Annotated in this window: 8 protein-coding genes; 5 read left to right on the forward strand and 3 right to left on the reverse strand. The window is 56.8% G+C overall.

Annotated elements, in window-relative coordinates:
- The first annotated feature begins 76 nt into the window (after positions 1-76).
- Both aceE and dxs read left to right on the forward strand, forming a co-directional pair.
- Positions 77-2,776, forward strand: coding sequence for a pyruvate dehydrogenase (acetyl-transferring), homodimeric type (gene aceE / locus GSQ77_RS24975; protein WP_158905847.1), 2,700 nt, complete (start codon positions 77-79; stop codon positions 2,774-2,776).
- Positions 2,777-2,833: 57 nt separating this feature from the next.
- Positions 2,834-4,672, forward strand: a complete 1,839-nt coding sequence (gene dxs, locus GSQ77_RS24980; protein ID WP_158905849.1) for a 1-deoxy-D-xylulose-5-phosphate synthase — start codon at positions 2,834-2,836, stop codon at positions 4,670-4,672.
- 52 nt (positions 4,673-4,724) lie between these two features.
- Here dxs and mug read toward each other — a convergent pair whose 3' ends face one another.
- The gene (gene mug, locus GSQ77_RS24985) at positions 4,725-5,270 is read right to left on the reverse strand and encodes a G/U mismatch-specific DNA glycosylase (protein WP_158905851.1); all 546 of its coding nucleotides are present in this window, start codon (positions 5,268-5,270) and stop codon (positions 4,725-4,727) included.
- A gap of 368 nt (positions 5,271-5,638) precedes the next feature.
- Between mug and GSQ77_RS24990 the strand changes: the two genes are divergently transcribed.
- Together GSQ77_RS24990 and GSQ77_RS24995 are read left to right on the forward strand one after the other, a co-directional pair.
- Entirely contained in the window at positions 5,639-8,464 is a 2,826-nt protein-coding gene (locus GSQ77_RS24990) for a 2-oxoglutarate dehydrogenase E1 component (protein ID WP_158905853.1), read from the forward strand.
- Positions 8,465-8,689: 225 nt separating this feature from the next.
- Positions 8,690-9,802: a GlxA family transcriptional regulator gene (locus tag GSQ77_RS24995; protein WP_158905856.1), complete on the forward strand. Its 1,113-nt coding sequence runs from the start codon at positions 8,690-8,692 to the stop codon at positions 9,800-9,802.
- A gap of 72 nt (positions 9,803-9,874) precedes the next feature.
- On the opposite strand, the gene GSQ77_RS25000 is transcribed toward GSQ77_RS24995, so the two are convergent.
- Together GSQ77_RS25000 and GSQ77_RS25005 are read right to left on the reverse strand one after the other, a co-directional pair.
- Positions 9,875-11,287, reverse strand: a complete 1,413-nt coding sequence (locus tag GSQ77_RS25000; protein WP_158905858.1) for a DUF2252 domain-containing protein — start codon at positions 11,285-11,287, stop codon at positions 9,875-9,877.
- Positions 11,288-11,314: 27 nt separating this feature from the next.
- A complete protein-coding gene (locus tag GSQ77_RS25005; protein ID WP_158905860.1) occupies positions 11,315-11,929 on the reverse strand; it encodes a hypothetical protein in 615 nt (204 codons plus the stop codon).
- Between the two features lie 1,105 nt (positions 11,930-13,034).
- Between GSQ77_RS25005 and GSQ77_RS25010 the strand changes: the two genes are divergently transcribed.
- The gene (locus GSQ77_RS25010; RefSeq protein ID WP_158905862.1) at positions 13,035-14,015 is read left to right on the forward strand and encodes a transporter; all 981 of its coding nucleotides are present in this window, start codon (positions 13,035-13,037) and stop codon (positions 14,013-14,015) included.
- Positions 14,016-14,107 lie beyond the last annotated feature (92 nt).

Genomic DNA, 14,107 nt, shown 5'->3' on the forward strand with positions numbered 1-14,107 from the left:
CAGAATCTGCGCATCCAGTGGTGGTGATCAGCCATCATTGTCTGTTACAAAGCATTCCTTAATTCAGGAGAGAAGCATGTCTACAGTCCGGAATGATGCATTGAGATATACCGCTGATCCGCAGAGCGATGATGATGCAGAAGAAACCGCCGAGTGGCTCGGAGCGCTTGATGGCGTCATCACGCACGTCGGTACGGATCGCGCACACTTTCTGATCCAGCAGCAGATCGAATTTGCACGGGTGAACGGCGAGCATTTGCCGTTTTCAGCCAGCACGCCCTACATCAATAGCATCCCGACGGAGAAGCAAAAGAGACTCCCAGGCGACCAGACCATCGAACACACGATACGCTCTTACACTCGCTGGAACGCGATTGCGATGGTGCTTAGGGCCGGGAAGGAAACCAATGTAGGTGGCCATATCGCCTCGTTCGCGTCCGCGGCAACCTTGTACGACGTAGGCTTCAATCACTTCTGGAATGCAGCATCCGACGCTCATGGCGGCGACCTGATTTTCTTTCAGGGCCACTCGTCACCCGGTATCTACGCCCGTGCCTTCCTGGAAGGCCGCCTGAGCGTGCCGCAACTGGAAAATTTCCGACAAGAGGTTGGCGGACAGGGCATGCCGTCCTATCCGCATCCCTGGTTGATGCCGGATTTCTGGCAGTTCCCGACCGTGTCGATGGGCCTCGGTCCCATCATGTCGATCTACCAGGCACGTTTCATGAAGTACATCGAAGCGCGCGGCATTGTGAAGACCCAAGGGCGCAAGGTCTGGGCATTCCTCGGTGACGGCGAGATGGACGAACCCGAATCGCTTGGGGCCATCGGGATGGCCGGGCGCGAACGGCTGGACAATCTTGTCTTCGTCGTGAACTGCAATCTGCAACGCCTCGATGGACCGGTGCGCGGCAATGGCAAGATCATTCAGGAGCTGGAGAATCTGTTTGGTGGCGCCGGCTGGAATGTGATCAAGGTGATTTGGGGCAGCCGTTGGGATCCCCTGCTGGCTCGCGACCACAATGGCGCGCTGATGCGCCGGATGATGGAGGTCGTCGACGGTGAGTATCAGGGCTACAAGTCGAAATCTGGCGCATTTGTGCGCGAACATTTCTTTAACACGCCCGAACTGAAGGACATGATCGCCGAGTGGAGCGACGACGAAGTCTGGGAACTCAACCGCGGCGGTCATGATCCGCACAAGATCTATGCGGCCTATTCGGAGGCGTCCACACCGAATGGTCGCCCCACCGTCATCCTTGCCAAGACCATCAAGGGATACGGTATGGGTGAGGCCGGTCAGGGGCTGAACGCGACCCACCAGCAAAAGAAGATGCAGGTGGATCAGTTGAAGAAGTTCCGAGACCATTTCAAACTGCCGATTTCCGACGACGCCATCGCAGACGTACCGTATCTGACATTTGACGAAGGCTCAAAAGAGTTCGAGTACCTGCATGCGCGTCGTCGCGACCTGGGCGGTTATCTGCCGGCACGACGTCGAAAAGCCGAGTCCCTTCCCACCCCCGCATTGAGCGCCTTCGAGGTGTTGCTCAAAGGCAGCGGTGAGGGCCGAAGCATGTCCACTACGATGGCATTCGTCAGATTTCTTAACATCGTGCTTAAGGACAAGGCGCTGGGCAAGCGCGTCGTGCCGATCGTGCCGGACGAGTCTCGCACCTTTGGTATGGAAGGTCTGTTCCGGCAGATCGGTATCTGGAATCAGGATGGCCAGAAGTACGTGCCGGAGGATTCGGATCAACTGATGTTTTATCGCGAATCGGAAACCGGCCAGATTCTGCAGGAAGGGATCAACGAGGCAGGCGGGATGTCGGACTGGATCGCCGCTGCGACGTCGTATTCGACGCATGGCGAGATCATGATTCCGTTCTACATCTTCTACTCGATGTTCGGTTTTCAGCGCATCGGTGACCTTGCGTGGGCGGCGGGTGACATGCGCTCGCGTGGCTTCTTGCTCGGTGGCACAGCGGGCCGCACGACCCTTAACGGTGAAGGCTTGCAACACGAAGACGGCCACTCGCTGATGTGGGCATCCGGTGTGCCGAACTGCATCAGCTACGACCCTACGTTTTCGTACGAGCTGGCGGTCATCATGCAAGACGGCTTGCGTCGGATGGTGACGCAGCAGGAGGACGTGTTCTATTACGTGACCGTCATGAACGAAAACTACCAGCACCCCGCGATTCCACAGGGCGATGAGGTAGCCGCGGACATCATCAAGGGCCTTTACTCGTTCCGCAAGGGCGAAGCCGACAACAAGGCACCGCGCGTGCAACTGCTGGGCGCAGGCACGATTTTCAACGAAGCCATCGCAGCGGCGGATATTCTGAAGAACGATTGGGGCGTCATTGCTGACCTTTGGAGTGCGCCGGGCATTACAGAACTGGCTCGCGAGGGGCATGAGGTGCAGCGTTGGAATCTGCTGCATCCGACTGAAAAACAGAAAATCTCGCACGTCGAGAAATTGCTCAAGGACGCCAAGGGGCCGGTTATCGCCTCCACCGACTATATCCGGGCACTGACAGAGCAACTCCGGGCGTTTGTGCCGCAGCGCTTCGTCGTCCTCGGCACGGACGGGTTTGGCCGCTCCGATACCCGTGAGAAGCTGCGTCATTTCTTCGAGATCGACCGTTACTGGATCACGGTTGCCGCGTTGAAAGCGCTGGCTGACGAGGGAACGATAGCCAGCCAGGTGGTGGCCGACGCCTTGCAGAAATACCAGCTAGACGCGTCCAAACCCAATCCCATGACGGTTTAAACAAGCACACGGCCCCGTCGGAATAGGCCGATCAAAATAACATCTATTTATAACGTAATGAGTCTACTAGACAGCATCGATTCACCAACACACTTACGTAACTTGGCCGAGGCAGACCTCCAGAATGTCGCCGACGAACTTCGCGACTTCATTCTGGAGAGCGTATCGACAACGGGCGGTCACCTTGCACCCAGCCTTGGCACAGTCGAATTGACAGTAGCACTGCACTACGTTTTCGACACGCCAAGAGACAGGCTGGTCTGGGATGTCGGCCACCAGAGCTACTCCCATAAGATCCTGACGGGGCGCAAACGTGGCATGGCCACGTTGCGCAAGATCGGTGGCATGGCAGGCTTTCCCTCGCGCGATGAATCACCCTACGACACGTTCGTGGGGGGGCATGCCGGGACGTCCATTTCTGCTGCGGTCGGCATGGCACTGGGTTTGCGCAATCGCGATGCACACGTCGTCGCCATAATCGGCGATGGCGCGCTATCTGCGGGCATGGCATACGAGGCGCTCAATCACGCGGGCGCCTGCAAGGATTTGCCCCTCACCATCATCCTGAATGACAATGGGATGTCGATCTCGCCAGCCGTCGGCGCATTGAATGATCATCTTCAAAGCCTGACGCGGGATGGCCGCGAAGCGCGCAATATCGATGTGCCAGATAGCGTCGGCGCGCCGATACTGCCCTTTGAGAACGCGCCGTCGTCGACGCTTTTCGAGGATCTGGGATTGGACTATTCCGGTCCGATAGACGGACACAATATTGCGGAGCTGATTGTCGCGTTACGGGCGGCCAGGAATCTTAAACGCCCTCACGTACTTCACATCGTCACGCAGAAAGGCCGTGGGTACCGCCGAGCTGAATTGGACCCGATAACCTACCACGGACCGGGTCCGTTCAAGCTTGATACCGGCGTCGTTGCATCGACAGGCGGCAAGCGTACTTACAGCCAGGTGTTCGGACAGTGGCTTTGTGACACCGCGAAAGACGACGAGCGCGTCATCGGTATCACGCCCGCCATGAGGGAGGGGTCACAACTCGTCGAATTCGAAAAGCTGTTTCCCGAGCGTTACATCGACGTTGGCATTGCCGAGCAGCACGCGGTCACTGTAGCAGGCGGTCTCGCGGTGGAAGGAATGCGCCCCGTCGTGGCGATCTATTCGACCTTTCTGCAGCGAGGCTATGACCAACTGATCCACGATATTGCGCTGCAAAACCTGCCGGTTCTGTTCGCGGTGGACCGTGCCGGTATTGCGGGCAGCGACGGTGCTACGCATTTGGGCGCTTTCGATATTGCCGCATTGCGCTGCGTGCCAAACATGGTGGTGATGACGCCGTCCGACGAAAAAGAGTGCTATCAGATGCTCAACACGGGTCTCGCCTACTCGGGCCCGTGCGCCGTACGATATCCGCGCGCGACGGGCGCGTCCGAGACGATAACGCGCACCACGGAAACGCTACCCATCGGTCGGGGCGTAGTTCGCCGTGTTTCCACAAAGCACGATGGCCTACGGGTGGCGTTGGTGGCATTTGGCCCGCTGCTCTCGGTGGCGATGGAGGTGGCTCAGGAAATCGATGCTACGGTGGTCAATATGCGTTTCGTCAAGCCGCTGGACGAGGACCTGCTTTTGACGGTGGCGAAGGGTCACGACATCATCGTAACGCTTGAAGAAGCGATGATTGCCGGTGGCGCCGGCTCGGCATGCGCCGAGTGCATTGCGGCTGAAGGACTGCCGGTCCGTGTTCTTCGCCTGGGGCTTGCCGATGAATTTGTTCTGCACGGCGACCGCACGAAGTTATTGGCGATGTGCGGGTTGGATGCAGCGGGAATTTTCGAATCCATACGCGTCTTCGCGCAACGTGCTGAGGTGCTGGACGCGGTTTAAGGGATGCACAGGCCGGGTCGAGAGGTGTAGCCAGCGGCAGTTGTATCGAGAGTCAGGCTATCGCGAGGTACAGCTCTCTATAAGCTTCAACGAGGTCGTTGAGGCTAAACGACCGGTTCAGACCGCTTGGATTTGGAAGTAGCCACACCGCCGAGCCTCCAAACGTGGAGGATTGGCGGCCCCAATGGATCTCACGCTGACCGGAAATGGCGGCATATGCGGCTTTCCCCAAGAACGCAATATAGGCCGGGTGATGAAATTCGATTTTGTCCCGCAGCGCCGCAGTCGAATCACGGAACTCATGGGACGATAGTTGATCGGCGCGCGCCGTAGGCCGGCTGACAACGGTGGTCAGTCCGCATCGATGCTTAAGTAGATCCCTGTCGTTTGCCGGTCGCATTTGCTCAGGCGTGAAACCTGCCAGGTGCAAGACCCGCCAAAATCGGTTGCTGTGGCCTTCGAAATGATGGCCCGTTGCCACCGCTCGCATACCGGGGTTAATGCCGCAGAAAACCACCGCCAAACCGGCTGCCATCACGTCTGGCAGTGCTTGATCCGGGGTTCGAGAGTTCTGGCCGCTAAGGGAGTCAGGTTGCATTTGCGAATTCTGCGCGATGGGCGGGGGTGAGCGGCAAGAAAATTGTCGTGTGGCCGGAAATGAACAAGAAATGTCCCCGAACCATCACAGGTAGAGCCTCCGGGAAAACCCGTAAAACATACACTGTTCTTACCGGCGCTCAAAAGATCGCCGGTCCTGGCGGGCACAGGGGCTTGGCGACAGAAGTCGCGGGGTCTTGCACAAGTTGAAGCGGGCGGGATGGCAACGAACACTGCCGTCTTTCGCATTCGGATCTTTGTCTTCGTGTACCTGTGGACGCACTGGGTTGACCGGTGCAGCAACGGGTGTTGCCCTGGGTAAATTCGTGGCAGATATCGGGCATGAGCCCGGCTGAGGACAAAGTCATCATGATGATCAGGAATCGGAATACCTCCTTCCTATTTGGAGGCAATGCGCCTTACGTCGAGGAGCAATACGAGGCTTACCTCACCGACCCCAACGCGGTGTCGGACGAGTGGCGTGGTTATTTCGACGCGTTGCAGGGCGTGCCCGCCGGTGACGGTTCGGATGCTGGGGACGTTGCCCACGCGCCGGTTGTCTCCCGTTTCGTGGCATTGGCGAAGCAGCCGCGAGCCGCAGGACGCTCGGACACCGACGTACGGAGTTTCGCCCGCAAGCAGCTCGCCGTACAGGCCCTAATCTCCGCCTATCGCATGGTGGGCACCCGCAATGCGCGTCTGGATCCGCTGCGCTGGACTGCGCCGGTTCCCGTGCCTGAATTGAATCCGAGCTACTACGATCTGTCCCACGCGGACATGAGCACGAAGTTCGACAAGTCGGACACCCATTTTTCGGATGATGATACGACGCTCGCTGAGACGGTGCAGGCGCTGTCAGAGACCTATTGCGGCACGCTAGGCGCCGAGTTCATGCATCTTGCGGATTCGACTCAGCGTGGCTGGTGGCAGATGCGCCTCGAATCTTCGCGCTCGAAAGCGAAGCTGGATACCGGTGACAAGCTGCACATCCTTGAGCGCCTGACCGCGGCCGAGGGCCTTGAAAAGTATCTGCATGCCCGCTTCGTCGGGCAGAAGCGCTTTTCGCTCGAAGGGGGCGAATCGCTGATTGTGCTGTTGGATGAGCTGGTTGCGTATGGTGCTACGAAGGGCGTCAAGAGTTCGATCCTGGGTATGGCGCACCGTGGGCGTTTGAACGTCCTCGTCAATATTGTCGGCAAACCGCCGGCAGCCTTGTTCGACGAATTCGAGGGAAAAACGGCGAATCTGCTTCCGGCCGGCGACGTCAAGTATCACAAAGGCTTCACCGGCTTGCTTCCCACTGCAACGGGGCCGGCCGAGGTGACGCTGGCGTTTAACCCGTCGCACCTGGAAATCGTCAACCCGGTCGTGCAAGGTATCGCTCGCGCTCGCGCCGACGTGTTGGGGCAAGGTGCAAGCGTAGTCCTGCCGGTGGAGATTCACGGGGACTCAGCCATTTCGGGGCAAGGTATCGTCATGGAGACGATGAACCTCTCCAATACGCGGGGCTACGGTACGGGCGGCACGATCCACGTGGTTGTGAATAACCAGGTTGGCTTTACCACGTCCCATCCGGAAGATGTGCGGTCTTCGTTCTATTGCACCGACATCGCCAAGATGATCGAGGCGCCGGTGCTGCACGTGAATGGTGACGACCCCGAGGCAGTGATTGCCGCGACGCGCCTGGCAATCGATTTCCGCGCGACATTCCAGAAGAGCGTGGTGATCGATCTGGTGTGTTTCCGACGCCATGGCCATCAGGAGCAGGACACACCGAACATCACGCAACCGATGATGTATCGCTCCATTGCCGGGCATCCGGGTATCCGCGCCCTCTATGCAAAGAAGCTTGTGGACGAAGGGGTCGCGACGATGGAGGATGTGGAGAAGTATGTCCACGACTATCGTGAACGCCTTGAGGTCGTGCAAACTGCAGAAGAGCAGAACCCCGCCGATAAAAACAGCGAAGAGGTGAGCTGGCCGCAACTACTGGATGGAAATGTTGGGCGTATCACTTACGCGCCGCCTTTGCCGGACCTGGTGCAAAAACTCGCACTCAAGATCACGAACGTTCCCGAGCAACTCTCGCTGCACCCGCTTGTCGGGAAGGTCGTGAGCGCGCGCCGCGAGATGGCGGAAGGCAAGCGCCCGCTGGACTGGGGTATGGCCGAGCATCTGGCGTTCGCCTCGCTGCTCAGCGTGGGTATTGATGTTCGCTTAAGCGGGCAGGACAGTGAACGCGGTACGTTCAGCCACCGTCACGCTGTACTCCATGATCAGAAGCGGTCGATTCGAGGGGACGGCACTTATATCCCCCTGGATCATGTCTCGGATGGCCAAGGACGGTTCTCGGTGATCAATTCGGTTCTTTCTGAGTCTGCGGTCCTGGGGTTTGAGTACGGTTACTCGGTCGTGCGACAAAATGCACTCGTACTCTGGGAAGCGCAGTTCGGCGACTTCGCAAACGGTGCGCAGGTTGTCATCGACAATTTTCTTTCGGCTGGCGCTGCCAAGTGGGGGCAACATAGCGGTGTAACGATGCTGCTTCCGCACGGTCAGGACGGACAAGGTCCGGAGCACGCGTCTGCGCGTCTTGAGCGGTATCTGCAACTCTGCGCACAAGAAAACATGCGCGTTTGCCAGCCCACGACGCCGGCACAGATGTTCCATCTGCTGCGCCTGCAGGCCGTGGCCCAGGATCGGGTTCCGCTCATCGTGATGACGCCGAAGTCCCTTCTGCGGCATCCAGAGGCTGTCAGCAGCCTTGAGGATCTCGCCACGGGGCGATTCAACGAGATTCTGGCCGAGACGCCTACGAAGGAGCAAGCATCGAAGGTCGATCGTGTCATTCTCTGTTCCGGCAAAGTCTACGTCGAGCTTCTAGACCGTCGTCGCAAAGCCAAGAAAGACAATATCGCGCTGATCCGCGTTGAACAGCTGTATCCGTTCCCCGCGCAGCAGATCGCTGCGGAGCTGGAGCGCTATCCGAATCTGAAGAGCGTTGTCTGGTGTCAGGAAGAGTCGAAGAACCAGGGCGCCTGGAACTTCGTCATGGAACAACTGCAGGAAATTGTGAAGGCCCCCGCAGCGCTGCGCTATGTCGGGCCTGAGGCAACCGCATCGACGGCGCCGGGTTACGCGTCGATGCACGTTGCACGGCAGGAAAAATTCCTCCACGCAGCGATTGAAGAGTGAACGCAGCAAACCTACGCACAAGGGCGAATCGGAGGCAAAAAGGTGTCGTCGATTCGCCTGCGCGGTAACTGATTGATCTAAAAGAAGATTTTCAGAGGTGGCTACTGAGGGGGATAAATCTGCCTACAATGCATTTATCGACGCCAAAGACATTCTCGCAACTGCTCGCGATCTTCTGCATCTCGGTACTGAAAACGGGCCGCGTCGAGCCAGGAAGACTAAAAAATGAAAGTAGCGATCGTGGTTTTCGACGGCGTGCAAGCATTGGACGTGGCGGGTCCGGTTGACGTGTTTGCGGAGGCCAATACCTTTTTACCTGCGCACCAACATTATGAAATCGCTCTTGTCGGAGTTCGGGGCGGCAACGTCGTTTGTTCCAGTGGACTAGGTATCAATGTTCCGTTCGACTACACGTCTTATGCCGGCGACTGCGATTTACTGCTTGTAGCAGGCGGCCCCAGACTGCCGGAGGCCAAGCCCGAGCGGGAATTCCTGAACTGGATTCGAACCCGGGCCAATAATGCAAGACGGTTTGGTTCCGTCTGTAACGGCGTTTTTCTGCTGGCGCATGCGGGTCTGCTCGATGACAAAGTCGTAACCACCCATTGGAACGACGCGAAACGTCTCAGTGACCAGTTTCCGAATACGACGGTAAGGCCCGATAAGATTTTCGTGCGCGACGACCGCCTCTTTACTTCAGCAGGCGTAACCGCCGGTATCGATCTTTGTCTGTCACTTGTGGCGGAAGACTTTGGCCACGATCTGGCCGTCAAGGTGGCCAAGCGTCTCGTGGTTTATATCCACCGCGAAGGCGGCCAATCACAATACAGTCCCTTTCTTGCGGCTGGGCCGGACGAACACTCTATCGTCGGCCGGGTGCAGCGGTACGTTACGACTCACATTGCGGACATGCTGTCCATCGAACAGATCGCGGATGCGGTTTCAGTGAGCCGTCGAACGATCTCAAGGGTATTTGCGAAGTACGTGCAAGTTACGCCATCCGTATTTGTCGAACAGGTGCGAGTGGACTTTGCAAGGAAGCTTCTTGAAGAGACTGATGTTCCGTTGAAGACGGTGGCGTTCCAATGCGGATTTCATAGTGCGACCCATATGAGGATGAGCTTTGCGCGCCGGCTGGATATCACGCCCAAGCAGTACCGCGAACACTTCCGTGATACTGAGGTCACTGCAAAAACCATCGGTATGGATCCGGACGTTGAAAACCAGGACGTTGAAAAGCTGACTTTCCCGCAGAACCCATTGTCCAGCGAAGGGATAATGCCAGCTTCAAAGAAACGGGATGCCGCTCGAGGGACTGTGATCCGAGCCGTCGCCTAAACAAGCATCCAGATACGGCCCCGTGCGTGATGCACTTTCGGGGCTCTCGACAGGGCCCAAGGCGATACGTAGTCACACCCGATAGTCGGCCGCGAAGTCCTCGTCCGTGCGGGCTTCAAGGCGGCCATTTCGGCATGCAGTGGAAAAAGCTTCATAATCCGATTCAACTTGATCCGCATAGCCTTGGGCGTACTTGGTCAACGATTCGATAAGGCGGTCGCTGTGCCCGATGTAAGCCGCGACTTCAATTGCCTTACCGCTGGCTTTCGCGTGCGCGCGAGCAAGTATCCAGCCGCACAGACGCGCGTATCCCTCGAGTAAATTGTTGTCAAACATCTCCACATTTGCGGAGAGTTTCATGTCCCTCAATTGGCGGAAATAGACATGACGCCCCGAGGGTGCCGTGGCCCATCCCAGGAACACGTCGCTTGCCGCCTGTAGAACCCGCTGGCCTCTGACGACTCGTTCACCCTCGTGCTCAAGGCGAGCCGCGTCGAAGTATTGACTGATGACCGATGGCCGTGCCTCCTTTATTTGAAGGAACATCGGTTTTCCCAGTTCGTCAGTCATCAACAAAACAAGGCATCGCGTGCCAACGCTGCCGACTCCCACAACTTTGAAGACTAGGTCCTCGGCGGTGAAGTGATGGAGCAACGCGCGACGCTCAGGAGCCAACGTCTGGACATATTGTGGGAATACCTCTGCAATCAGGGGCCGCCAGTCACCGAGCTTGTACCAGCCGTCCTCCTTGTCTAACAAAGAATTAACGCCATGAAGATGGAAAATTGCTGGCGGCATGTCACGAATAATCCACGTCTGTGCGTCAAGCTCGGCCATCTTTTCGAGCAGGCTTTCGCTCGTCCGACTCGCGGCTTTCTCCATCCCGCGTCGAATCGCAGCTCGACGTTCAGGCGTCACCGCCGTCTCCAACATCAGTTCGAACGTAATGCGCTCGTACCATAGCTCGAGCGCGCTGTACTGCGCGTATTGCCATAGGCGGTCTCGGTAGGAAGAGACTACGGTCTCCACTAGTGTGCTTGCGGTTGCTCGGCCCAGCCGCATGTGGCGTGCTGCGACGACGAAGCTCGCGGTCAACCGCTTTAGATCCCACTCCCAAGGTCCCAGCGCGACTTCATCAAAATCGTTGAGGTCGAAGACCAACTGTCGTTCGGGTGTCGCGAACCCACCGAAATTTGCGAGATGCCCATCGCCGCAAATCGGCATGACCATTCCTGTGTTGGGAATCTGGCCTAGGTCATGCGCTTGAAGGATGGCGCTGCCTCGAAAAAAAGTGAAGGGCGATGCGAGCATTCGTCCATATCTGAGCGGGATAAGCTTGGCGACTCTGGCCTCACTGTTTTTCTGCAGCAAATCGATGGGGTCTCTTTCCAGTTTTCCAACATACCTGTGATCGCGCCTGCTCATGCGCGTGCGAACAGCACGGCCTTCTGCCGCCCGAAGAGTCGCTCGATTCTCTGCTTTCATTTGAATCCCCGGGCGATACCGCTCCTGTCATTTAAGCGAAGCGCCATCTCGCGTTATCTGCACGGCCATCGCGGTAACGACCTCGGCGCGCACGCTATCGCCGACCTTCAGTCCACCAAGAGGCACGTCCGGCCCCGCCTGAACGACCACGGTCTGTGTCGGCCCCCGAAGCGTGACTTGCCGCTTCTTGACGTCAACTTTTTCGATGGTCGCGAGGACAAGAATTCGATGGACCGTCGCGGTTACGCCCTGCGACGCGGGGGTGGTCGCCGTTTGATCGATACGCTCGCGAATGCCGTTCGACTTGACCTTGTCCGCGTGGATGAGGAGAGCACCTTGGTACTCGATGTTGACGGCATCGCCGAGCCGAAGCTTGCTGACATCCCCTACATCAGGGTTCACCACAACGTCGAGAACCCGGCCCTGAGGACCCCGTAGGGTCACGCTGTTGGAGACGGGATCGATGGCCATGACGTGCGCCTGCATTTCAACAGTCGCAGCGACGCCGGCGCCTGCCGGACCTACACCTGACGCTACCGCCACATTTTGTGCGGTGGCATAAGTGGAATCCGTGAGCGCCAAAGCCGCGACTATCAGGGCGGCGGTCAGGTGAGCGAAGTAACATTGATTATTTTTTTTCATTGCGTGGCTCCTGGAAGATCAACTACTGCACTTGACTAAAGTCGGGCAGGGCGAAGGCCCCATCGAGCATGGCGAAAATGAGTAGTAACGCTCGCTGATCGATGCTTAACTGCCTATCGCCATTCGTGCTCTTTCTTCTTAACGATTCTATGAAAAGCAAAATAGCGCCTCCCTCGGAAGAACAATGCCTCACACGAAACTTGGCAAACCACTCGACATTGGTAGGAAAAGGGGATTGTTGAAACCAATATCCTTTTTTGTGTTCTTTGGGTTGAAATTTTTTTGAATTTTCGACCTTGAAATTTCATTGAATTTGGCCTATCGGGTGATTCGCGAACTGTGGCCGTTGTAAATTTTCCTAACGTTTGGTGCAGTCAATTTATTAGCAACAACGTTTCTTTTTTTGCCCGTTACAAAATAAATTTGATTTTCTTCATGCGTTTGCTAACCTTTGTAAGGATCTGTAATTTTCCCGGAAACCCAGTGTGTACAAGGCACAAACCCGTACATGACACACCTGTGACAACTTCGTCTCTCCGAGGAACGTTGTACGGCATCAAAGGTTCTTAAAATAGCTGGGCAACTACCGATAACCCTATTGGAAATCGTCCGGTTGTAGCTGTTTGCCGAGTCTCCTTCGCACTTATAGCGAACGCATTAATCTACGTGCTAGCTACTTGCGCATTAAGTCGCTAATTATTAGGCACGCGATCATAAAATGTGGCGGGGAAAATGCTGCGACGAATACAGCCACTGACGCTAGGATGCCTGCTGTCTGACACCGTGTGCTTTGCGTGACTGTTCTCGGTTTGTACATCGTCCCGACCCAAAAGCGCTGCGGACGAATCGAAATGAATATAAAAATACTTTACTACTTAGTACTGCTATCTATTATGCGGATTTTTCATATATCAAGACAGTCCTTGTGGAGCGAGACGCCGTTACCGCGAATTATTCTCGACCGTATGGACCCGAGAACAAGGAAATCGTGACGCCGAAAAAGTCTGAAGCCGGTTAACACCGCTGCGAGGGAGAGTCTGCAACGCTGAAACTTGTCACGTCATTGAGGCAATGCCATCACACACACGAAGCTAGGGAGCACGATATGGAAATGTCGCCGAAGCGTGTTTTCGCGGGATGTGGCCCGCGCGCTGGAGCCGCCGTTGTGATGCTGACTTCGCTGGGCATCGGCATACCGACTTCAAGCCAGGCAACCGAAACCGGCATTGGCCGTCCCATAACCGGCATGCAGATAGCGCCTTATGCCGGCATAGTCCCGCCGACGGACGACTGGATTTTCTCAATCACGTCGATTTATTACGAAGGCTCGTTAGGCAAGACCAAGGAGATTCCGATTGCCGGGACCGTCTCCGCCGGTCTCAATTACCACATCTCATATAACCTGCTTAATGCGATAAAGACATGGGGTATCACGGTAGGTGGCTGGAACTTCGCATCATCATTCGGCGTGCCGCTCCAGTACACATCCATTTCTTCATTCAACGGCCGATTGCCGAACGACAGCGCTACGCAGTTCTCCGATGTCTTCTTCACGCCTGTCATCGCGGGTTACCACCTGACGAAGACCGACCACATTGCATTCAGCGTCCAGATGTATGCGCCAACCGGCGCTTACAGCACGAGCCGGCTCGCGAACGCCGGGCAGAACACATGGACGTTCGTCCCGACCGTCGCCTACACGAAGCTTCTCCCCGCGCAGAACATCGAATTGTCCGTCAACTATGGAGTCGAGTTCTACACCACGAACAACGAAACCCAATATCACAACGCTCCCGTCAGCGTGCTTGACCTCCTGGCACTGAAGCGCTTCACAAGCGGATGGGGTATCGGCGTTATCGGAGGGTGGATTCAACAGCTCGGCAATGACTCGGGCGGGCTTGCGAACATCGCAGGGGTAGCGGGTGCTCGCGGGCATTCCCTTGGCGTCGGCCCACTCGTTACCTGGTCGGGCAAGTTGAGTGGAACACCTGTTTCTGCATCGTTACGTTGGGTCAATGAGTTCGACGTCAGTAACCGCCCGAAAGGCAACGCGGTTGAGCTCTCGGTTAGTGCGACGTTTCAGTAATCCTGGAAACCACGGTGAAAATAATTCTACTGCGCCGTGACCTGTTCATCCACCGAGTTGCACGATGGTTGTGCGTATCAGCACTGCGGCTC

This window comes from Burkholderia sp. L27(2015) (genome assembly GCF_009765705.1).
Taxonomy (GTDB): Bacteria; Pseudomonadota; Gammaproteobacteria; order Burkholderiales; family Burkholderiaceae; genus LMUX01.

What these genes read in the sequence shown, in the direction of transcription:
- aceE (WP_158905847.1), top strand. Translation starts at nt 77, where the DNA reads ATGTCTACAGTCCGGAATGATGCATTGAGATATACCGCTGATCCGCAG.
- dxs (WP_158905849.1), top strand. Translation starts at nt 2,834, where the DNA reads ATGAGTCTACTAGACAGCATCGATTCACCAACACACTTACGTAACTTG.
- mug (WP_158905851.1), bottom strand. Translation starts at nt 5,270, where the DNA reads ATGCAACCTGACTCCCTTAGCGGCCAGAACTCTCGAACCCCGGATCAA.
- GSQ77_RS24990 (WP_158905853.1), top strand. Translation starts at nt 5,639, where the DNA reads ATGATGATCAGGAATCGGAATACCTCCTTCCTATTTGGAGGCAATGCG.
- GSQ77_RS24995 (WP_158905856.1), top strand. Translation starts at nt 8,690, where the DNA reads ATGAAAGTAGCGATCGTGGTTTTCGACGGCGTGCAAGCATTGGACGTG.
- GSQ77_RS25000 (WP_158905858.1), bottom strand. Translation starts at nt 11,287, where the DNA reads ATGAAAGCAGAGAATCGAGCGACTCTTCGGGCGGCAGAAGGCCGTGCT.
- GSQ77_RS25005 (WP_158905860.1), bottom strand. Translation starts at nt 11,929, where the DNA reads ATGAAAAAAAATAATCAATGTTACTTCGCTCACCTGACCGCCGCCCTG.
- GSQ77_RS25010 (WP_158905862.1), top strand. Translation starts at nt 13,035, where the DNA reads ATGGAAATGTCGCCGAAGCGTGTTTTCGCGGGATGTGGCCCGCGCGCT.